Origin of the sequence: Inquilinus limosus (assembly GCF_002195995.1) — a bacterium.
Taxonomy (GTDB): domain Bacteria; phylum Pseudomonadota; class Alphaproteobacteria; order DSM-16000; family Inquilinaceae; genus Inquilinus; species Inquilinus limosus_C.
On the sequence record NZ_NHON01000014.1, the window covers coordinates 1 to 18,800 of the forward strand.

An 18,800-nucleotide genomic window follows, 5' to 3' on the forward strand; every position below is an offset into this window, starting at 1 on the left:
CTGCCGCGGGTGGAGCGCGGCGCATCCCGGTCGGCCGGGACAGCGGCCCCGGCGGCGTCAGCCCGACCGACCTCGCCGCCTTCCGCCATCGGCCCGGCGGTCAGGGCTTCGGAGCCGGGGCCTCCGGCTCCGGCCGCCCCGGCGCCGGCCGCTCCTGCTCCCGCGACCGCGCCGGAGGCCCCGGCTCCGAAGCCCTGACCGCCGGGCCGATGGCGGAAGGCGGCGAGGTCGGTCGGGCTGACGCCGCCGGGGCCGCTGTCCCGGCCGACCGGGATGCGCCGCGCTCCACCCGCGGCAGCCGGCGCGGCCTCGACTGGTTCGTGTTCTTCGTCGCCGACGTCCAGACCGGCTTCGGCGCCTTCGTCGCGGTGTTCCTGACGACGCAGCGCTGGACCCAGGTCGATATCGGCCTGGTCCTCACCGTCAGCGGCCTGGTCGGGCTGGTCGGCCAGGTGCCGCTCGGCGCCTTCGTCGACTCGGTCAGGTCGGTGCGGGCGACGGCCGCGGCGGCGCTGGCGGCGATCGGCGTCAGCGCCTTCGCCTTCGCCGCCTGGCCGATCTTCCCGGTGGTGCTGGCTTCGCGCGTGCTGCATGCGGCGGCCAGCTGCATCGTCAGCTTCGCCATCGTCTCGCTCAGCCTCGGCCTGGCCGGCCCGGCGGGGATGAGCGAGCGGCTGGGCCGCAACGCCGCCTTCGCCTCGGCCGGCACCGGCATCGCCGCCGCGGTTATGGGGCTGTGCGGCCAGTACCTGTCCAGCCAGGCGGTGTTCTTCCTGGCGGCGGCGCTGGTGGCGCCGGCGCTGTTCGCCCTGACCCGGATCCGGCCGCAGGAGATCCGGCCGGCGCCGGCCCCGCCGCGGGGGGGGGGCAAGGGGCTGAAGGCCTCGGCCGCCGGCCTCGCCGCGCTGGGGCGCAACCGCACGCTGGTGGTCTTCGCCGGCTGCATCGCCATGTTCCACCTGGCCAATGCGGCGATGCTGCCGCTGGCCGCCAGCATGGTGACGCTGCGCTCCAGCCAGGCGGCGACGCTGATGGTGGCGGCCGCGGTGATCGTGCCGCAGCTGACCGTCACCGTGCTGTCGCCCTGGATGGGCCGGGCGGCGCAGCGCTGGGGACGACGGCCCTTCCTGATCCTCGGCTTCGCGATGCTGGCGGTCCGCGCCTTCCTGTTCTCGCTGACCAGCGATCCGCAGCTGCTGGTGGCGTTCCAGGTGCTGGACGGGGTGTCGGCGGCGGTGCTGGGCGTGCTGGTGCCGCTGACCATCGCCGACGTCGCCCGCGGCAGCGGCCATTTCAACCTGGCCCAGGGGCTGGTGGGCTGCGCCATGGGCGTCGGCGCCTCGATCAGCACGCTTCTGGCCGGGGTCGTGACCGACAGCTTCGGCAGCTACGCCGCCTTCACCACCCTGGCGGCCGTGGCCGCCGCCGGCCTGGTCCTGATCACGCTGACGATGCCGGAGACGCGGCCGGCCAAGGAGACGGCCTGATACGGGCGGTCTTGAGATCGACTCTCCAGCCCTTCCTCGTCATGGCGAGGAGGCGAAGCCGACGTGGCCATCCAGAGGCCGGTGCGAGGGGCCCTGGATGGCCACGCCCCTACGGGGCTCGCCATGACGATGTGGGAAGCGTCATCGTCAACGAGAGCGGGTACTACAGCTCCGGCGCGAAGCGGGTGCGCAGCTCCTCTGGGATCGGGAAGGACTGGCGCGTCTCCAGGTCGAACATCGCGCTCACCGTCTCCGCCGTCGCGTGGCAGCGGTCGCCGACGAACAGCGCCTGGGCATAGGTGAAGGACTTGCCGCCCAGCTTCACCATGCGGGTGCCGATGCGCACATCGTTCGGCCAGGTCAGCTCGCGCAGGAAGTTCATGGTGATGCGCACCACCACGGCGCCGCGGCTCTTGCCCAGATGGATGCCGGCGTCGCGGAAGAAGTGCAGCCGCGCCGTCTCGAAATAGACGCCGTAGGCGTTGTTGTTCACATGGCCCAGCGCGTCGGTGTCGGAGTAGCGCACGCGCTCCTCCGCCCAATGCGGGTAGGAGGCGGGGTCGGTCGGGTCGAACTCGGTCATTCTGCTCTCCGGACAGGCTGCCCGCGACATAGCCCCGAATCGGCGGCGGAGGGAAGCCGCAGCTTGTCGCGAGACAAGGTCGCCCGCGGGGCCGGATCGGGCTAGCCTTCCCGGACCAGGGACCACAGGAGAAGCGCCATGAGCGCCGAGCAGGATTGGCTGGTCACGGTCGCCGGGACCGAGGCCCTGTTCCCCGCGCCGCCGGCCGAGCAGTTCCTCTACCGGCTGCAGCACGGCACCATGAAGGCCGGGCTGTACGCCCCGCGCGGCACCGACCCGCAGGGGCCGCACAAGCGCGACGAGCTCTATGTCGTCTGGCGCGGCAGCGGCACCTTCTGCCGCGACGGCGAGCGGAAACCGTTCGGACCGGGTGACGTGATCTTCGTTCCGGCCCATATGGAGCATCGGTTCGAGGATTTCAGCGATGACTTTGCGACATGGGTGATCTTCTGGGGCCCGGAGGGCGGGGAGACGAGCTAGAGCCGGCGCGGCCGGCCATCGTCTGGGGTGCCGATCTCGGCGCGCCGGCAACACCGCTTCAGGAGGCCGAGGCACTGCGCCTGGCTGCCGAGATGGGCGCCGCCGCCGGCCGTTTCGCGATCGACTGGGCGGCGCTGCAGCCGGAGGGGCGCGGCAGGCTCGATCCCGTGGCGCTGGCCGGGCTCGACCGCCGGGTCGACGCGCTGGGCGAGGCCGGGCTGGCTCCCTGGCCGCTGCTGGCCCCGGCGCGGCTGCCGCGCGACCTCCGCATCCGCGGCGGCTGGACGGCGCGCGACACGGCCTGGCGCTTTGCCGAATTCGCCTGCCGCGTCGCCGGCCGGATCGGCGACCGCATGGCCGCGCTGGTCATCGATGCCGGCGCGCCGGGCTTCGCCCGCGACGAGACGGTGCAGCGCGACCGGCCGGTCGGCATGGCCGAGGACACGGCTTTCCGCGCCGCGCTGCATCACCTGCTGCTGGGCCGCGGCCTGGCGCTGTCGGCGCTGCGGCAGGAGAGCGGGCGCTGGCGCCTGGGCGCCGCCCTGGCCGGGCCGCCGCCCGACCCCTGGGACGACACGCTGGCCTCCGCCGACGCCGTGGCGATCGCCGAGGCGCTGGGCTGGGAGGCCTCGGTCGCGACCCTGCGCGACGGCCGGTATCCCGAGCTGGCGGCCGAGCGGCTGGGCCGGCTGGTGGAGGAGGATGACGAGACGCGCTGCCGCGGCCCGGTGGACCTGCTGCTGCTCGACCATACCGGGCCGCTCTGGGCCCGGATGGATGCGGCCGCTCCCGGCGGCGTGGACCTGGTGGGCCGGCCGCGCGGCGGTGCGGTGCCGGGGAGCGCCGGCCCCGACTCGCTGCGCCGGGAGCTCGACCGGCTGGCCGTGTCCTGGCCGAAGCTGTCGCTCCACCTGACCTTGCGGATCGCGGCCGAGGACCCGCCGCCGCGCGAGGGGCGGGTCGAGGATGGCGCCCGGATCGACGGGCTGGAGGCGCATCTGGAGGCGGCCGCGACCGCCTTCGCCGCCGGGCTGAAGCTGGCGACGCTGTTCCTCGGCCCGGTGCTGGACGACGGCACCACGCCGCCGGCCGGCCTTGCGGCCTGGGACAGGCGGGCCGACGCGCCGCTGCCCAAGGACAGCTGGCGCCGGCTGCAGCGCCGGATCCGGGGATAGCGATGATCGTGGCGGCGGCGGAGGGCGGAGGAACCGGACGGGCCGTGCCGCGTTGATTCGTCACGCCGCGGGGGGACGCCGCGACGCCGTCGCAGCGCCAGCCCGCGGCCTGATGGAGTATCAGGTCATGTCTCGGACCCGTCTGCGCCGGCTGGTGCTGGCCGGTGCCCTGGCGGCCGCCGCGGTCGGCCTCGGCGGCTGCTACGCCTATCCGGTCGGCTATGCCGGCTACGACACCTACGGCTATGACGACTACGCCTATGCCGCGCCGGGCGGCTATTACGGCTATTCGCGGCCCTATGCGTATCGCCCCTACTACAACTACAGCCGGCCACGCGGCTACAGCGGGTACTATCCACGCTACTATCGCTATCCGCGCTACGGCTATCGCGGATATGGCGGCTATGGCAGCTGGGACCGCGGCAGCCGGCGCTAGGCCGGCCCGGTCAGGTGACCCAGCCCAGCGCCGCCGCGCCCAGCAGCAGCGCGCCGAAGATGATGCGGTAGATGGCGAAGGCGGTGAAGCGGTGCGTCTGGATGTAGCCCAGCAACCACTTCACCGCGACGAAGGCGGTGATGGTTGAGACCACGAAGGCGATGCCCAGCGCGGTCCAGTCCTCGTTCACCCCGCCCTCCTTGAACTGGTCGTACAGCTCCTTGGCGCTGGCCGCATACATGGTCGGGATGCCGACCAGGAAGGCGAATTCGGTGGCCGCGGCGCGGTTGCTGGCGCCGACCAGCATGGCGGCGAAGATCGTGGCGGCCGAGCGCGAGGTGCCCGGGAAGATGGCGGCGACGATCTGGGCCAGGCCAACGGCGATCGCCACCAGCCAGGTGATCCTGGCGCTGTCCGGCAGCGTTGCCGCCTTCTTCTCGGCCCAGATCATCCAGACGCCGCCGACGACCAGCGCGATCGCGACCGGCGTGACGGTCGTGGGCAGCTCGAAGCCCAGCTTCTTGATCAGCAGGCCCAGCACCCCGGTGATGGCGAAGGCCAGCAGCAGCCGGATGCCGTAATGCCGGTTCTCCGGCCGGCGCCAGCCCAGCACCAGATCGAGGATCCGGCGCCAGTAGATGATGGTCACGGCCAGGATGGCGCCGGCCTGGATGACGATGTTGAAGGTGTCCGAGCGCTCGCCCAGCCAGTGCTCGGCAATCAGCAGGTGGCCGGTCGACGAGATCGGCAGGAACTCGGTGATGCCCTCGATCACCCCGAGGATGATCGCGCTCAGATAGTCCAAGTCAGTGCTCCGGGGTGAAACGGGCCCGCTCCGCTTGTGAACGAAGCCGGCGGGTTTGGGAACCCGGCTTCAACCCCTGGCGGCGGTTAAAGTTTCGTAACCCGCCGCCGGCCCGGCCTCAACCGCCGGCCTGACGCGCGGTGCCGCGGCGGATGGCGATGGCGTCGAAGGCGGGGTCGTGCCCGGCCCGGTAGTCGGCGAAGGTGAAGCCCGTCGGCATGGTCGGCGACAGGTCGCCCGCGGCGACGCCGTAGATGTAGTTCAGCCAGAAGCAGCGGCCGATCTGCGCCAGCCCGCAGCCATGCTCCCAGTCATGGAACGCGCTGGCATAGCGGATCGAGAGGCCGGAATTCGGCAGGCTCATACGCCCGCCTTCCGCCCAGAACGCCGTGACGTCGCCCATCGGCTGGCCGACGATCTCGATGTCGCCCAGGGCGAAATGCTTCAGCCGCGCCAGGGTGGTGATGGCGGCGGAGAAGGTGTCGGGCCCGGTCAGGACATAGATCCGCCCGTCCGGCCCCAGCGCCTCCGGCAGCCGCCGGGTGAACTCGGCCGTCAGCTCGTAATTGCCGCCGGGGTTGGCGCGCAGGTCGATGATCGCGGCCCTCGGCTGGCGCCGCGCCGCCTCCTCCACCACCCCGGCCAGGAAGTCGGACAGGCCGGTGCCGGGATCGTTGCTGACGCTGCGCAGCTCCACGAACAGGGTGCTGGGGTCGGGATAGGCCTGCCAGTAGGACCGGTCGCCATGCTGCAGGTACAGCGGCAGGGCATCGGCGCCAGACAGGACATGGCGCCAGGGGCCGTCATCCTGCGGCAGCCTGGCGGGCAGCAGGTCGAGCGCCGGCTGGCGGACCACGCCGTCGCCGCGCATCAGCGGCCGCGGGTCGGCGGCGATGTCGCGGGTGACCCGGCGGCCATCGGCCAGCTGCAGCTCCAGCGTCGCCGCATCGGGCGACGGCAGCAGGCCCAGGGCGTGCAGCGCCGCCGGGGACGAGATCAGGTCTGCCGACAGCAGCCGCGCCCGGCTGTCCCGGCCGCCGACATAGGGGCGCAGCGTGCCGGCCAGCGTCTCCGGCGCCTGGCCGCCCAGGGCCAGCACGCGCGCGCCCAGCAGCTCGGCCAGCGCCGCCCGGGCCGAGACGACGTAGAGGCCGTCATCGAACCAGACCAGGCGCAGCGGCAGCGTGTTCAGCGACCGGCCCATGGAGACGCCGCGGACATAGGTGTGGCCGTTGCCGGCCAGGGCGACGGCCCGGGTGACGCCCAGCTCGAACCCGGCATCGTCCAGCCCGCCGGGCGCGGCCGCCGAGGCCTGTGCCGCCAGCGCGTCGATCTGCCGGTTGAACGCCGCAAGAGCCTCCGGCGAGAAGCTGCGGTCGATCTCGGGCAGCCGGCGCAGCCGCTCCAGGTCCTGGCGCTGCGCTTCGGCGCGGCTGCCGGGCGCCGGCGCGTCGGCCGGCGGCAGCTGCGGGTAGTTCGGCCGGATCACGGCGAGATAGGCGGCCCCCGCCGCCGTCCCGGCCGTCACCATCAGCGCGGCCCCGATCCAGGCCGCGATCGCCCATCGTCTCATAACTGTTCCCCACCCGCTTCACCGGCCGGTCCGGCCGGCCAGGAGGGCTTTGCAACCGCTGTGCCAGGATGCCGCGAGGACGCATCACTCCGGCTGCCGACAGCACCCGCAGCTCGCTTCTTCAGTCCTCGCTCAGACAAGGAGGCCTTTTCATGGTGCCCTTCAACGTCATTGCGAGGAGGCGAAGCCGACGAAGCAATCCAGGGGCCGGTTCGCGCTGGCCCTGGATTGCCTCGCTACGCTCGCAATGACGGTGTTCGGAATTCTGAAAAGGTCTCGCAACGGGCGAGACTGAAGAGATCCAGCCGGATGGTGTGCGGCTGCGGCAGTCCAAGCCGTGTGGTTGGGCGAAAATTCCGCCGGGCTTCGGCGGATTCTCCTACTCCGCCGGCGAGCCCTCGCTGCGATGGACCAGCAGCTGGCGCTCCAGCTCCTTCGCCGTGCGGCTGGCCGGGGCGGTGTAGCGGGCCAGGGCCCGGTAGATCACCGGCACCAGGAACAGCGACAGCAGGGTCGAGACCATGACGCCGCCGAAGATGACGACGCCGATGGCCTGGCGCGATTCTGCGCCGGCCCCGGTCGCGATCGCCAGCGGCAGGGCGCCCAGCGCGGTGGCGATCGAGGTCATCAGGATCGGCCGCAGCCGGGTCGCCGCGGCCTCGCGCACCGCCTCCAGCACCTCCAGCCCCTCGTCGCGCAGCTGGTTGGCGAATTCGACGATCAGGATCGCGTTCTTCGCCGTCAGCCCGATCAGCATGACCATGCCGATCTGGGTGTAGATGTTCACGGTCATGCCCAGGAGGGCGACGGAGCCGAGGGCGCCGAAGATCGCCAGCGGCACCGTCAGCAAGATGGTGACCGGGTGGACGAAGCTCTCGAACTGCGCCGCCAGCACCAGGAAGACGATCAGGAGCGCAGTGCCGAAGGTGATGTAGAGCGACGCGCTGCTCTCCAGGAACTCGCGGGTGTCGCCGTCCCAGGACAGGCGGGCCTCGACCGGCAGCACGTCGGCGACGGCGGCGCGGATCTCCGTCACCGCGTCGCCCAGCGTCGCGTCGTCGGCCAGGCTGGCGGTGAAGGTGATGGCGCGGACCCGGTCGAAGCGGCCCAGGCTGGCCGGGCCGGCGACGTCCTGCAGCTTCACCAGGCTGGTCAGCGGCACCAGCGTGCCGCCGGAGGCGCGGACGAAGATGTTCGACAGGTCGCGCGGCGTCTGCCGGTCCTCCGGCCGGGCCTGCAGCACGACGTCGTACTCCTCGCCGTCATCCTCGTAGCGGGTGACGGCGACCGACCCGAACATCGCCTCCAGCGTCTCGCCGATGGCGCGGATCGAGATGCCGAGATCGGCGGCGCGGTTGCGGTCGATGGTGACCCGCAGCTCCGGCTTGGTCTCGTCGTAATCGGCCTGCAGGTTGCGCAGCACGGGGGAGTTGCGCAGCCGGTCTTCCAGCTGGTCGCGCCATTGCGCCAGCTGCTCATAGGTGTTGCCGCCGATGACGAAGCGCACCGGGGCGCCGGAGCCGCGGGCCAGGCCGCTGGGGTTGATGGCGACGGCACGGATGCCGGGAATGCCGGCCAGCTTGGCCCCCAGCTCGCGCACCACGTCCTGCTGCGACCGGGTGCGCTCCTCCCACGGCTTCATCTGGCCGACGACGGTGACGCGGTTCACCCCGGTCGGGCCCCAGGACGGTGCCAGGATGGCCAGCAGGCGGGTGACGTCCTCCGCCTCGACATAGGGCGTCAGCGCCGCCTCGATCCGTTCGAGCTGCGCCGTGGTGTACTCCATGCTCGAGCCTTCCGGCCCGGTGGCGCTGATCACCACCCGGCCGCGATCCTCGGTCGGCACGAATTCCTGCGGCAGGCCCTGCAGCAACGCCACGGCGCCGAGGCTGAGGGTGACGGCGATGGCGCAGACCAGGATCGGCGCGCCGAGCGCGAAGCCGAGCGTCGCGCGGTAGCCGCGGTTCAGCAGCTCGAAGCCGTGCTCCGTCACCTTGTGCAGCCAGGTCTCCTCATTGGCCGGGCGCAGCAGCCGGCTGCACATCGCCGGCGTCAGGGTCAGCGCGATCAGGGCCGAGAACAGGACCGAGGAGGCGACGGTGATGCCGAACTCGCTGAACAGCCGGCCGATATTGCCCTGCAGGAACGAGATCGGGACGAACACGGCGGTCAGCACCGCGGTGGTCGCGACCACGGCGAAGCCGATCTGGCGCGAGCCGAGATAGGCCGCCACCAGCGGCGGCTCGCCATGCTCGATGCGCCGGCTGATGTTCTCCAGCACGATGATGGCGTCGTCGACCACCAGGCCGATCGCCAGCACCATCGCCAGCAGGGTCAGCACGTTGATCGAATAGCCCAGCGCCGCCAGGATCATGAAGGAGGCGATGATCGACACCGGCACCGCGACCGCCGGGATCAACGTGGCGCGGATGCTGCGCAGGAAGATGAAGACGATGCCGATCACCAGCGCCAGCGCGATCGCCAGCGCCAGGAACACCTCCTCGATCGACTTGTCGATGAACACGCTGTCGTCGGAGGAGACCTCGATCCGCACATCCGGCGGCAGCGATTGGCGCAGCGTGTCCAGCGCATGGCGCACCGCCTCGGCCACATCCAGGGTGTTGGCGGTGGACTGCTTGACGATGCCCAGGCCGATGGCGGGCTTGCCGTCGGCCCGGAAGCCGCTGCGGTCGTCGCGGGGGCCGACCTCGACCCGGGCCACGTCGCCCAGCCGCACCAGCGTCGTGCCCTCGCGGCGCAGCACGATGCGGGCGAACTGCTCCGGCGTCGTCAGCCGGGTGTTGGTGCGCACCGTCAGCTCGCGGTCGTTCGATTCGACCCGGCCCGACGGCAGCTCGACATTCTGGGCCTCCAGCGCGTCCTTGATGTCCTGGGCCGTGACCCGGCGCGCCGCCATGGCGTTGCGGTCCAGCCAGACCCGCATCGACGGCTGGCGCTCGCCGCCGATCGTCACCTGGGCCACGCCGGTGACGGCCGACAGCGGGTCGACGACATAGCGCTTGGCCATGTCGCTCAGCTCGATCGCCGAGCGGCCGTCGCTGGTCAGGGTGGCGTAGATGATCGGGCTGGCGTCGCTGTCGACCTTGCGGATGATCGGCGCGTCGGCATCGTCCGGCAGCCGGCCGATGATGCGGCTGACGGAATCGCGGACGTCGTTGGTCGCGCTCTCGACATCGCTCTCGACATTGAACTCCAGCCGGACGCTGGACCGCCCCTCCTGGCTGGTCGACCGCAGGGTGCGGATGCCGGCGACGCCGGACACGCCCTCCTCGATGATCTGGGTGATCTGGCTCTCGATCACCTGGGCCGACGCGCCCTCATAGGTGGTGGTGATCGAGACGATGGGCGGGTCGATGTTCGGGTATTCGCGGACGGTCAGCCGCTGGAAGGCGAAGGCGCCCAGCACCACCAGCAGCAGGCTGACGACGACGGCGAAGACCGGCCGCTTGATGGCGGTGTCGGACAGGACCATGTCAGGACGCCGCCGGCGCCGTGCCGGCCTCCTGCACCTTGACCGGCAGGCCGTCGCGCAGGCGCTGCGTGCCCTCGACCACCACGGCGTCGCCGACGGCCAGGCCGGACAGGATCTGCACCTCGCCGCGCAGCCGGGTGCCCAGCGTCACCTCGCGCCGCACCGCCCGGCCGTCGACCACCAGGTACACGAACTGCCGGCTGCCCTGCGGCACCAGCGCCTGCTCGGCCACCAGCAGGGCGGCCGGGTCGGTCGACAGCTGCACCCGCACGGTCATGAACATGCCGGGGCGCAGCAGGCCCTCGCGGTTGTCGACCTCCGCCACCGTGGTCACCGACCGGGTGGCCGGGTCGATGCGGGTGTCGACCGAGGTGACGGTGGCGCTGAAGGCGCGGTCGGGATAGGCGTCGCTGCGGACCTCCAGCGCCACGCCGGGGGCCAGGCGCGGCAGCAGCACCTCGGGCAGGTTGAAATCGACCTTCACCCGGCTCAGGTCGTCCAGCGTCACGATCGCGGTGCCGGGCGACACCAGCGCGCCCGGGCTGACCTGGCGGATGCCCAGCGTGCCGGCGAAGGGCGCCACGATCACCCGCTCGGCCAGCCGCGCCTTCTGCGCCGCCAGCGTCGCGGTCTTGACCTCCATGTCGGCGCGCAGCGTGTCGATCTGGGCCTGGGCCACGGCGCGCGACTTCGACAGGATCTCGCCGCGGTCGAGCGACTGGCGGGCGTTGCGCAGCTCGGCCTCGGCCGAGGCCACCGTCGCCTCCAGCTCGGCGCTGTCCAGCCGGATGATCGGGGCGCCGGCGGCGACGGTCTGGCCGTCCTCGAACTCGATCTTGTCAACGATGCCGGTGGTCTTGGCGGTGATGGTCACCGCCTCCCGCGCCCGGGTGGTGCCGACGGCGTCCATCGCCTCGGTCACCGTGCCGGTGCGCACCGGGGCCAGGATCACCGGCACGGCCACGGGCCCGCCATGCGGCCCGGTCGCCCCGTCGGCCTGGAACGGCGCATAGCGCCACACCCCCGCCGCCGCTGCCGCGAGCAGGCCGACCGCCACCAATTGTTTCCACGCGCGCATGCGTCCGCGAAGCCCCCTTCCGTCCGCGCACCCGTCCTCACGGGCGCATTGTAGTACCAATCGCCCGTTTCTTGTTTGTGAATGCCGAGCTGTGTCCTTCACGGCACAGGACGGAGATTCCGTCGCACCAGCCCTGCGCGAGGGAACAGGCCACGAAATCCGGTGTTTATGGCGATGATATGACGAATCAGCCGCGCGACACCGCGGCTCTGGAAGGGACCCGGGGAACGGCCCCTGCACGGCCGGCCCGGGACGGGTGGAATGGGACTGCTCTACAGCGAAGCGGAGGATGCGGTCGATCTTCACGGCCGCCGCATCCTGATCGTCGAGGACGAGCAGATCGTGGCGCTCGACCTTGAACTGACCCTGCGAACCTGGGGCGGCACGGTGGTCGGCCCGGCGACGACGGTGTCGCGCGCGATTGAGATGGCACGCAGCCAGACGATCGACGGTGCCATGGTCGACCTCAACCTGTCCGGCGCCGCGGCCTTCCCGGCGGTCGACATCCTGCTGCAGCGCGGCGTGCCGGTGATCCTGGCCACCAGCTATCCGCGGGAAAGCCTGCCGGCCGCGTACCGCAACCTGCCGATCCTGCCGAAGCCCTACGACCCGCGCCGCTTCTCCGGCCTGGTGCAGTCGATCTTCAGCGTCCGCTCCGGCGAGGCCAGCATCCACTGAGGGGCCGGCCCCGGTCTATTATCCGTCATGGCGAGCCCCGCAGGGGCGTGGCCATCCAGGGCGGCTCGCACCGGCTCCTGGATGGCCACGTCGCTTCGCTCCTCGCCATGACGGGATAGGAAGGCTGGCCAGGGTTCATGAGGCCCAGGGCTGGGTCTCCGTCGTCACCGCCTGCCCCGACGCCTTCGCCGCCGCGATCGACAGTGCCAGATACTGGTCCTGCGCCGCCGCGGCGAAGCCGTAGATCTCCTCCCCTGTTTCGACGTACCGGGCCATGCCGGCCAGGCAGGCGCCCACGGCGATCTCGTCGTCGTTCAGCCGCGCCCCGGCGAAGGGGTTGCGGTACACCCACTCCGCCCCGGCCTGGATGCCGATCAGGTGGTGGCCCTGGATGTTGGCGTATTGCCCGGCGTCCTGGCGCAGCAGCCGCAGCGTCACCGGGGTGCGGTGGTCCTCGAGATAGCGTAGCTCATCATCCTTGATCTCGCCGCGTTCGCCCCGCACCAGCAGCCGCGCGCTGCGGATCCAGTGGTGGTACTGGTCGCCGGTGAAGTCGAACACGGCCGACCGGCCGCCGCCGAAATCCAGCGTGGCGACGGTCTGCTCCGACTGGGCGATGCGGTGCTCGGCCGGCGGGCCGGCCCGGGTCGGGCCGGCGACGATCGGGCTGGTGAAGCCCTGGGCCAGGATGGTGGCGTTCTCGAAGCCCAGGCCGAGATAGGTCCGGATCAGGCTGGTGCCGTGATAGCCATGCGCCACCGCGACATGGGCGTGGCTCGGCGTGCCGATGCGGCCGGCGGCGATCAGCGCCAGCCGGGCGGCATGGGTCGGCTGCAGGAAATACTGCTCGGCCACCTGGAGGCGGGCGCCGCCGCGCACCAGCGCCCACAGCCGCAGCAGCCCGTCCAGGTCGGGCGCCGGCGGCGTCTCGGTCAGCACTGGCTGGCCGGCGGCGGCCAGCTCGGCGATCACCCCAGGCGCGGCCGGCTGCGACACCGACACCACGGTGAAGCGTGGCCGGGTCAGGCGCAGCAGTGCCTCGACGGTGCGGAAGGTCGGCACGCCCCATTCCGCCTCGACGGCGGCGCCGCGGGCCGGATCGCGCACCACCACGCCATCGACGCGGAAACGCTCCGGCAGCGCCTTGGCGACGCGCAGGAAGAACTCGGTGCGCCAGCCGGGGCCGACGATGGCGAAGTTGCAGGCGGGCATGGGGATCCTTCCCTCGGGAGACTCGGGAGCCGGATCGGAATCTCACCCCGGAACCGCAAAGGGTGTAAACCGCATCCGACGGGATGTCGGAGGGATATGATGGCGAAGCGGCCGCGGGCGGATCTGGTGCTGGTCGAGCGCGGCCTGGCGGAAAGCCGGGCGCGGGCCCAGGCGCTGATCCTGGCCGGGCTGGTCTATGAGGGCACGAAGCGGGTCGGGAAGCCGGGCGACGGCATCGCCCAGCCGGAGGCGCTGACGGTGCGCGGCCGCGACCATCCCTGGGTCAGCCGGGGCGGGCTGAAGCTGGTCAAGGGCCTCGACCATTTCGGCATCGACCCGGCCGGCCTCGTCGGGCTCGATGTCGGCGCCTCGACCGGCGGCTTTACCGATGTTCTGCTGAACCGTGGGGCCGCGAAGGTCTATGCCGTCGATGTCGGCCACGGCCAGCTGGCCTGGTCGCTGCGCCAGGATCCGCGCGTGGTGGTGCTGGAGCGGACGAATGCCCGGCATCTCGACCGGGCGCTGGTCCCGGACCCGGTCGGCATCGTCGTCTGCGACGCCAGCTTCATCGGGCTGGAGACGGTGCTGCCGGCGGCGCTGGCCCTGGCCGCGCCGGGCGCCTGGCTGGTGGCGCTGATCAAGCCGCAATTCGAGGTCGGGCCGGACAGGGTCGGCAAGGGCGGGGTGGTGCGCGACCCGGCGCTGCACCGTGAGGTCTGCGACCGCATCACCGCCTGGCTCGCCGCCCGTCCCGGCTGGCAGGTGCTGGGCGTGACCGAAAGCCCGATCACCGGGCCCGAGGGCAATGTCGAGTTCCTGATCGGCGGCCGAGCCCACTTGTAAACACGCTCGCGCGGCCGTCTGACGGCGGTTTCTCCGCTTCCGGTGCTCACGCACCAACCGTGCGCTGCGCTCCGGTTCTCGAAACCACCGCCAGCCGACTCACGCCAGCGCGTTTCCAAGCGGGCTCGGGTCATCTCCCTATGGACCTGGTCTCTTAACGCCCCAGCACCAGCGGCTCCATTGCCGCGACCGGGCCGTCGGCCGCGGCGGCGAGGGCGCTGAAGCGCTCCGCGACCGGGGCCAGCGGGCCCAGCCCGGCCTGCTCCAGCAGCGCCGCGCCGCCCAGCGGGCTACCGGAGACCAGCCGGCGCAGCGTGTCGAGCGCCGAGCGCGGCCGTGGCAGGCGCACCACCGCCACCTTCGCATCGGGGCCCAGGCCGATCGCCTGACGGGCGATGACCATGGCGGCGTCGAGGCCGCCCAGCCGGTCCACCAGCCCGTTCTTCACCGCCTCGCTGCCCAGCCAGACCCGGCCCTGGGCGATGGCGTCGACCGCCTTGGGGTCCATGCCCCGGCCCTTGGCCACCAGCTGCAGGAAGGCGTCGTAGCCGGCGTCGATGCCGGCCTCGAAGCGGGCCTTGCCGTTGGCGTCCATCGGCTCGTTCAGGGTCCAGATGCCGGCGTTGCGGCCGCGCTGCACGTTGCCCCAGCTGACGCCGACCTTCTTCCACAGCGCCTGCAGCACCGGCTTGCCGGCGAAGATGCCGATCGACCCGGTCAGGGTCGAGGGCTCGGCCACGATCGCCTTGGCCTGGGCGGAGATCCAGTAGCCGCCGGAGGCCGCGGCCTCGCCCATCGACACCACGACCGGCTTGCCGGCGTCGCGCGCCCGCCCGACCGACCGGCCGATCAGGGCCGAGGCGACGACCGATCCGCCGGGGCTGTCGACGCGCAGCACGATCGCCTTGATCTTCTCGTTCTCGACCGCGTCGTCGATGGTCTGGGCCAGCTCGCGGCCGACGATCTCGCGCTCCAGCCGGCTGTCCGACGGCTCGTCAACGATCGGGCCGGTGGCGTAGATCACCGCCACCTGCGGCTGGTCGGCCTTCGCCTCGGGCTCGGTCGCTTCCAGATAATCGTCGGCCTTGACCTCGGCCAGCTTGCGGCCGGCGCGGGCGTCGACCAGGTCGTCGACCTCGTCCCAATAGGCCAGCTTGTCGACCAGCTTGGCGTCGACCGCCTCCCTGGCCGTGTAGGGGCCGCCGTCGATCAGCTTCTTGACCTGGTCCGGCGGCAGGGCGCGGCCCTGGGCGATGCCGGCCACCAGCTGGTCGTACAGCCCCTGGGCCATGTCCTCGTTCATCGCCCGGCTGGCCGGGGTGAAGTCGCGCTCGGTGAAGGTCTCGGGCGCCGATTTGTACTGGCCGCGCTTGCTGACCTCGGGCTGGATGCCGACCGTGTCCAGCAGGTCGCGCACGAACGGCACCTCGACCGAGATGCCGGTCAGGCCGACGCCGCCCTGCGGCATCATCAGGCTCTGGTCGAAGCCGGCGGCCAGGAACACCGCGACATTGCCCGGCCCGGCGCTGCCCAGATCCTCGGCATGGGCCACGGTCAGCTTGCCGGCGCGGCGGGCGCGGTCGATGGCGTCGCGCAGCTCCTGCGCCGAGGCCAGCGGCACCGCGTCGGGCGACAGGCGGGCGACGATGGCGCCGATGCGCGGGTCGGCGGCGGCGCGGTCGATCGCGTCGATGGTCTGGTGCAGCGTCAGCGGGGTGCGGCTCAGGCTGAAGCCGCCAGGCACCTGGTCCGGCGCGCCCTTCCGCAGGTCCAGCACCAGGGCCAGGTCGCCCTTGGGCAGCGGATGCGTCCGCGTCATCGCGTACCAGGTCAGGCCGCCGCCGGCCAGGATCAGCAGCAGGAACAGCACGCCGAAGATGATGAGGATGGCGCGGATGAAGCGGCCCATGATGCGTCCGGCTCCGGGGAGGTCAGCGATTCATCGCGTGATAGTCGCGGTTCGGCATCATGTCGACGCCCGACGCGACGCGGTTCGACATGTTGAAGAAGCCGACCACGTCGCAGATGTCGAAGATGTCCTCGTCGGAGAAGCCCTGTCCGCGCAGCGCCGCGCGCTCGGCGTCGCCGACCATGTGCGGCTCGGTGGTCAGCCGCCAGGCGAAATCCAGCATGGCGCGCTGGTGCGGCGGCAGCCGGGCGACGCGGTGGTTGAAGGCCAGCATCTCGCCCAGCTCCGGGTCGTCGGCCAGGCGCCGCACCGCCTGGCCATGCGCGACCAGGCAGTAGTAGCAGCGGTTGGCGGCGGAGACGGTGACGGCGATCATCTCCCGCTCCAGCTTCGACAGGCCGCTGTCGCCCAGCATCAGCTCGTTGTAGGTGGCGATGAAGTTGCGCAGCTTCTTCGGCCGCAGGCTGTAGGCCCGGATCACGTTCGGCACCAGCCCCAGCTTCTCCAGGCACTTGGCGTAGTAGGCCTTGAGGTCCTCGTCGAGCGCGGCCTCGTCCGGGATCGGGAAGGCCATCACATGATCGGGCTGCGGCACGATGGGAATCCTCTCTGGTCGCCGGCCCAGCCTAGCAGGCGGCAAGGGCCGGGTCGAACCCGGCCGCAGAGGGGATCGGAGGGTCAGGTCCGGCGCTTGTAGATGCGGTGGTCCAGCCGGTCGTCGTCCAGCCCGGCCGGCTCCTGGTGCAGGATCACCTCGGAATCGGGGAAGGCGGCGGACAGCGCCGCCTCCAGCCGGTCACAGACGGTGTGGGCCTGCCACAGGGTCAGGCCGCCATCCATCTCGACATGTAGCTCGATGAACCGGGTGCCGCCGGCGCTGCGGGTGCGCATGTCGTGCAGGCCCGCCACCTCCGGGTCGGCGCGGACGATGGCGGCGATCCGGCTCCGGTCCTCCTGCGGCAGCTCGCGGTCCATCAAATGGTCGACGGCGCGGCGGGCGATGCCGGCGGCGCTGGCCAGCAGCCACAGCGCCACGCCGATGGCAGCGGCGGGGTCCAGCCATTGCCAGCCCGGCCGCTGGCCGATCACCAGCACCGCCAGCACCACGATGCTGGTGGCGGTGTCGCCGACATAGTTCAGCCGGTCGGCGGCGATCGCGGTCGAATCGGTGCGGCGGGCGACGCTGCGCTGGAACAGCACCAGCGAGATCGTGGCCACCAGCGACACCAGCATCACGGCGATGCCCAGCGGCACCTCGGCCACCGGCTCCGGCGTGATGAAGCGGCCGGCCGATTCGAAGATCAGCAGCAGGGCCGAGCCGCCGACGAAGGCGGCCTGGGCGATGGCGCCCAGCGGCTCGGCCTTGCCGTGGCCGAAGCGGTGCGACCGGTCGGGCGGTCGCAGCGCGTGGCGCACGCTGATCATCAGGATGCCGGAGGCGGCGACGTCGACCATGCTGTCCAGCAGCGACGACAGGATCGCCGCCGACCCGGTCACCAGCCAGGCGCCCAGCTTGAGCACGGCGAGGGTGGAGGCGACCGAGACGCTGATCGCCGTGGCCAGCTTCAGCAGCCGGTCGCGCCGGGCCTGGTCGCCGCCGGTCTGCCCCCCGCCGGTCTGCCCGGTCCGGGCGATATCGGTCACGGATACAGCCGGTGGTGGCGCCAGCCGTCCAGGCCCGGCTCGTACACCACCCGGTCGTGCAGGCGGTACGGCCGCTCCTGCCAGAACTCGATGCGCCACGGCACCAGGCGGAAGCCGGACCAGTGCGGCGGTCGCGGCACCGGCCCGTCCGATTCCTCCGGCCCGAAGCGGCGGGTGGCCTCGTCCACCGCCTGCTCCAGCGTCGCCCGGTCGGCCAGCGGCCGAGACTGGGCCGACGCCCAGGCGCCGATCCGGCTGCCGCGGGCGCGGCTGGCGTAATAGGCGTCGGCCTCCGCCGGCTCGACCGGCGTCACCGGCCCCTCGATCCGCACCTGCCGGCGCAGGCTCTTCCAGTAGAAGCACAGCGCCGCCCGCGGGTTGCGCGCCAGCTCCTCGCCCTTCCGGCTCTCCAGATTGGTGAAGAAGACGAAGCCGCGCGCCTCGGCCGCGGCGTCGTCGACCCCCTTCAGCAGCACCATCCGCACCGACGGCACGCCGTCGGCCGTCGCGGTCGCCAGGGCCACGGCGTTGGGGTCGTTGATTTCATGGGCCGATGCCAGGGCGAACCAGCCCTCGAACAGGGCGAACGGGTCCGCCGGCGGAACGAAATCCCGGTTTGCGGGTTCGGATGCGGCACTGCCGGAATTCGGCGTGTCGGACGGGGGCGTCGTCATGGCGCACGGCCTTCATTCGGTCGAATTTTGGCTACATTAGGCATCGACGCCGTGAAGTCCATGGCGGCCAGGACAGGTCCGATGCCCGCTGCGGGCATCCCAGGAGGATCGGAGAGAATGAGGAAGTTCACCATCGCCGCCGTGCTCGTGGGTGCGGTCGCCCTGGCCGGGTGCCAGGACTACGGCCCGAAGCAGGGCGCCGGCACGCTGATCGGCGCGGCCGGTGGCGGCCTGCTGGGCTCGCAGTTCGGCAGCGGCACCGGCAAGCTGGCCGCGACCGCCGCCGGCGTGCTGATCGGCGGCTGGCTCGGCAACTCGGTCGGATCCTCGCTCGACCGGTCGGACCAGCTCTATGCCGAGCGCACCTACAACCGGTCGTTCGAGACCGCCCAGACCGGCACCTCGAGCTCCTGGCGCAACCCGGACTCGGGCAATTACGGCACCGTCACCCCGACCCGCACCTATCGCGACTACGGGCGCGACTGCCGCGACTTCACCCAGACCATCTACGTCCAGGGCCGGGCCCAGACCGGCACCGGCACCGCCTGCCGCGAGGGGGATGGCACCTGGCGGATCCAGAACGGCTAAGAGACCAACGGCCTTTAAGATCGATTCTCTAGCCCTTCCTCGTCATGGCGAGGCGCGCAGCGCCGTGGCCATCCAGGGGCCGGTGCGAGCCGCCCTGGATGGCCGCGCCCCTCCGGGGCTCGCCATGACGGGGCGATGTTTC

The 18,800-nt window shown here is 71.8% G+C and carries 17 protein-coding genes; 7 read left to right on the top strand and 10 right to left on the bottom strand.

What is annotated here, in order from left to right:
* Positions 1 to 1,487: MFS transporter (locus BWR60_RS09770; RefSeq protein ID WP_218823422.1), on the top strand; the 1,487-nt coding region annotated here is incomplete at its 5' end.
* 163 nt (positions 1,488 to 1,650) lie between these two features.
* Here the strand turns inward: BWR60_RS09770 and BWR60_RS09775 are convergent.
* Positions 1,651 to 2,070, bottom strand: coding sequence for an acyl-CoA thioesterase (locus tag BWR60_RS09775; RefSeq protein ID WP_034849154.1), 420 nt, complete (start codon positions 2,068 to 2,070; stop codon positions 1,651 to 1,653).
* A 138-nt stretch (positions 2,071 to 2,208) separates the two neighbouring features.
* Here BWR60_RS09775 and BWR60_RS09780 point away from each other — a divergent pair, with 138 nt between their 5' ends.
* The 3 genes from BWR60_RS09780 to BWR60_RS09790 all read left to right on the top strand — a co-directional run bounded on the left by BWR60_RS09780 (position 2,209) and on the right by BWR60_RS09790 (position 4,161).
* A complete protein-coding gene (locus BWR60_RS09780; RefSeq protein WP_088150827.1) occupies positions 2,209 to 2,550 on the top strand; it encodes a cupin domain-containing protein in 342 nt (113 codons plus the stop codon).
* Positions 2,508 to 3,725 carry a family 1 glycosylhydrolase gene (locus BWR60_RS09785; protein ID WP_088150828.1) on the top strand — a complete coding sequence of 406 codons (1,218 nt, stop codon included), beginning with the start codon at positions 2,508 to 2,510 and terminating at the stop codon, positions 3,723 to 3,725. The genes BWR60_RS09780 and BWR60_RS09785 overlap by 43 nt, the downstream gene beginning before the upstream one ends.
* Positions 3,726 to 3,852: 127 nt before the next feature.
* The gene (locus BWR60_RS09790) at positions 3,853 to 4,161 is read left to right on the top strand and encodes a hypothetical protein (RefSeq protein ID WP_144445576.1); all 309 of its coding nucleotides are present in this window, start codon (positions 3,853 to 3,855) and stop codon (positions 4,159 to 4,161) included.
* Positions 4,162 to 4,171: 10 nt separating this feature from the next.
* On the opposite strand, the gene BWR60_RS09795 is transcribed toward BWR60_RS09790, so the two are convergent.
* The 4 genes from BWR60_RS09795 to BWR60_RS09810 all read right to left on the bottom strand — a co-directional run bounded on the left by BWR60_RS09795 (position 4,172) and on the right by BWR60_RS09810 (position 11,089).
* On the bottom strand, positions 4,172 to 4,966 hold the full coding sequence (locus BWR60_RS09795) for an undecaprenyl-diphosphate phosphatase (RefSeq protein ID WP_088150830.1): 795 nt from the start codon (positions 4,964 to 4,966) through the stop codon (positions 4,172 to 4,174).
* Positions 4,967 to 5,084: 118 nt separating this feature from the next.
* Complete coding sequence (locus BWR60_RS09800; RefSeq protein ID WP_088150831.1) at positions 5,085 to 6,539, bottom strand: hypothetical protein; 1,455 nt, start codon at positions 6,537 to 6,539, stop codon at positions 5,085 to 5,087.
* A 379-nt stretch (positions 6,540 to 6,918) separates the two neighbouring features.
* Complete coding sequence (locus BWR60_RS09805) at positions 6,919 to 10,032, bottom strand: efflux RND transporter permease subunit (RefSeq protein ID WP_088150832.1); 3,114 nt, start codon at positions 10,030 to 10,032, stop codon at positions 6,919 to 6,921.
* A gap of 1 nt (position 10,033) precedes the next feature.
* Positions 10,034 to 11,089: an efflux RND transporter periplasmic adaptor subunit gene (locus tag BWR60_RS09810; RefSeq protein ID WP_179221705.1), complete on the bottom strand. Its 1,056-nt coding sequence runs from the start codon at positions 11,087 to 11,089 to the stop codon at positions 10,034 to 10,036.
* 282 nt (positions 11,090 to 11,371) lie between these two features.
* Here BWR60_RS09810 and BWR60_RS09815 point away from each other — a divergent pair, with 282 nt between their 5' ends.
* Positions 11,372 to 11,788: a response regulator gene (locus BWR60_RS09815; RefSeq protein ID WP_088150834.1), complete on the top strand. Its 417-nt coding sequence runs from the start codon at positions 11,372 to 11,374 to the stop codon at positions 11,786 to 11,788.
* A 135-nt stretch (positions 11,789 to 11,923) separates the two neighbouring features.
* Here the strand turns inward: BWR60_RS09815 and BWR60_RS09820 are convergent, their stop codons facing one another.
* Positions 11,924 to 13,000, bottom strand: a complete 1,077-nt coding sequence (locus BWR60_RS09820) for a Gfo/Idh/MocA family protein (protein WP_088150835.1) — start codon at positions 12,998 to 13,000, stop codon at positions 11,924 to 11,926.
* Between the two features lie 99 nt (positions 13,001 to 13,099).
* On the opposite strand from BWR60_RS09820, the gene BWR60_RS09825 reads away from it, so the two are divergent.
* The gene (locus tag BWR60_RS09825) at positions 13,100 to 13,843 is read left to right on the top strand and encodes a TlyA family RNA methyltransferase (protein WP_088150925.1); all 744 of its coding nucleotides are present in this window, start codon (positions 13,100 to 13,102) and stop codon (positions 13,841 to 13,843) included.
* Positions 13,844 to 13,997: 154 nt separating this feature from the next.
* On the opposite strand, the gene sppA is transcribed toward BWR60_RS09825, so the two are convergent.
* From sppA to pdxH, 4 genes are all read right to left on the bottom strand, one after another.
* On the bottom strand, positions 13,998 to 15,752 hold the full coding sequence (gene sppA, locus BWR60_RS09830; protein WP_088150836.1) for a signal peptide peptidase SppA: 1,755 nt from the start codon (positions 15,750 to 15,752) through the stop codon (positions 13,998 to 14,000).
* A gap of 22 nt (positions 15,753 to 15,774) precedes the next feature.
* A complete protein-coding gene (locus BWR60_RS09835) occupies positions 15,775 to 16,347 on the bottom strand; it encodes a peroxidase-related enzyme (protein ID WP_088150837.1) in 573 nt (190 codons plus the stop codon).
* Between the two features lie 83 nt (positions 16,348 to 16,430).
* Complete coding sequence (locus BWR60_RS09840; protein WP_230983005.1) at positions 16,431 to 17,396, bottom strand: cation diffusion facilitator family transporter; 966 nt, start codon at positions 17,394 to 17,396, stop codon at positions 16,431 to 16,433.
* Complete coding sequence (gene pdxH, locus BWR60_RS09845) at positions 17,393 to 18,070, bottom strand: pyridoxamine 5'-phosphate oxidase (RefSeq protein ID WP_088150838.1); 678 nt, start codon at positions 18,068 to 18,070, stop codon at positions 17,393 to 17,395. The genes BWR60_RS09840 and pdxH overlap by 4 nt, the downstream gene beginning before the upstream one ends.
* Positions 18,071 to 18,187: 117 nt before the next feature.
* Between pdxH and BWR60_RS09850 the strand changes: the two genes are divergently transcribed.
* Positions 18,188 to 18,658 (top strand): RT0821/Lpp0805 family surface protein, encoded by a 471-nt coding sequence (locus BWR60_RS09850; protein ID WP_088150839.1) that lies wholly within the window; start codon positions 18,188 to 18,190, stop codon positions 18,656 to 18,658.
* The last annotated feature ends 142 nt before the right edge of the window (positions 18,659 to 18,800 follow it).

Coding starts and splice junctions, on each gene's coding strand:
- BWR60_RS09785 (WP_088150828.1), top strand. CDS start 2,508: ATGGGTGATCTTCTGGGGCCCGGAGGGCGGGGAGACGAGCTAGAGCCG.
- BWR60_RS09825 (WP_088150925.1), top strand. CDS start 13,100: ATGGCGAAGCGGCCGCGGGCGGATCTGGTGCTGGTCGAGCGCGGCCTG.
- BWR60_RS09820 (WP_088150835.1), bottom strand. CDS start 13,000: ATGCCCGCCTGCAACTTCGCCATCGTCGGCCCCGGCTGGCGCACCGAG.
- BWR60_RS09780 (WP_088150827.1), top strand. CDS start 2,209: ATGAGCGCCGAGCAGGATTGGCTGGTCACGGTCGCCGGGACCGAGGCC.
- BWR60_RS09805 (WP_088150832.1), bottom strand. CDS start 10,032: ATGGTCCTGTCCGACACCGCCATCAAGCGGCCGGTCTTCGCCGTCGTC.
- sppA (WP_088150836.1), bottom strand. CDS start 15,752: ATGGGCCGCTTCATCCGCGCCATCCTCATCATCTTCGGCGTGCTGTTC.
- BWR60_RS09800 (WP_088150831.1), bottom strand. CDS start 6,539: ATGAGACGATGGGCGATCGCGGCCTGGATCGGGGCCGCGCTGATGGTG.
- BWR60_RS09775 (WP_034849154.1), bottom strand. CDS start 2,070: ATGACCGAGTTCGACCCGACCGACCCCGCCTCCTACCCGCATTGGGCG.
- BWR60_RS09815 (WP_088150834.1), top strand. CDS start 11,372: ATGGGACTGCTCTACAGCGAAGCGGAGGATGCGGTCGATCTTCACGGC.
- pdxH (WP_088150838.1), bottom strand. CDS start 18,070: ATGACGACGCCCCCGTCCGACACGCCGAATTCCGGCAGTGCCGCATCC.
- BWR60_RS09790 (WP_144445576.1), top strand. CDS start 3,853: ATGTCTCGGACCCGTCTGCGCCGGCTGGTGCTGGCCGGTGCCCTGGCG.
- BWR60_RS09850 (WP_088150839.1), top strand. CDS start 18,188: ATGAGGAAGTTCACCATCGCCGCCGTGCTCGTGGGTGCGGTCGCCCTG.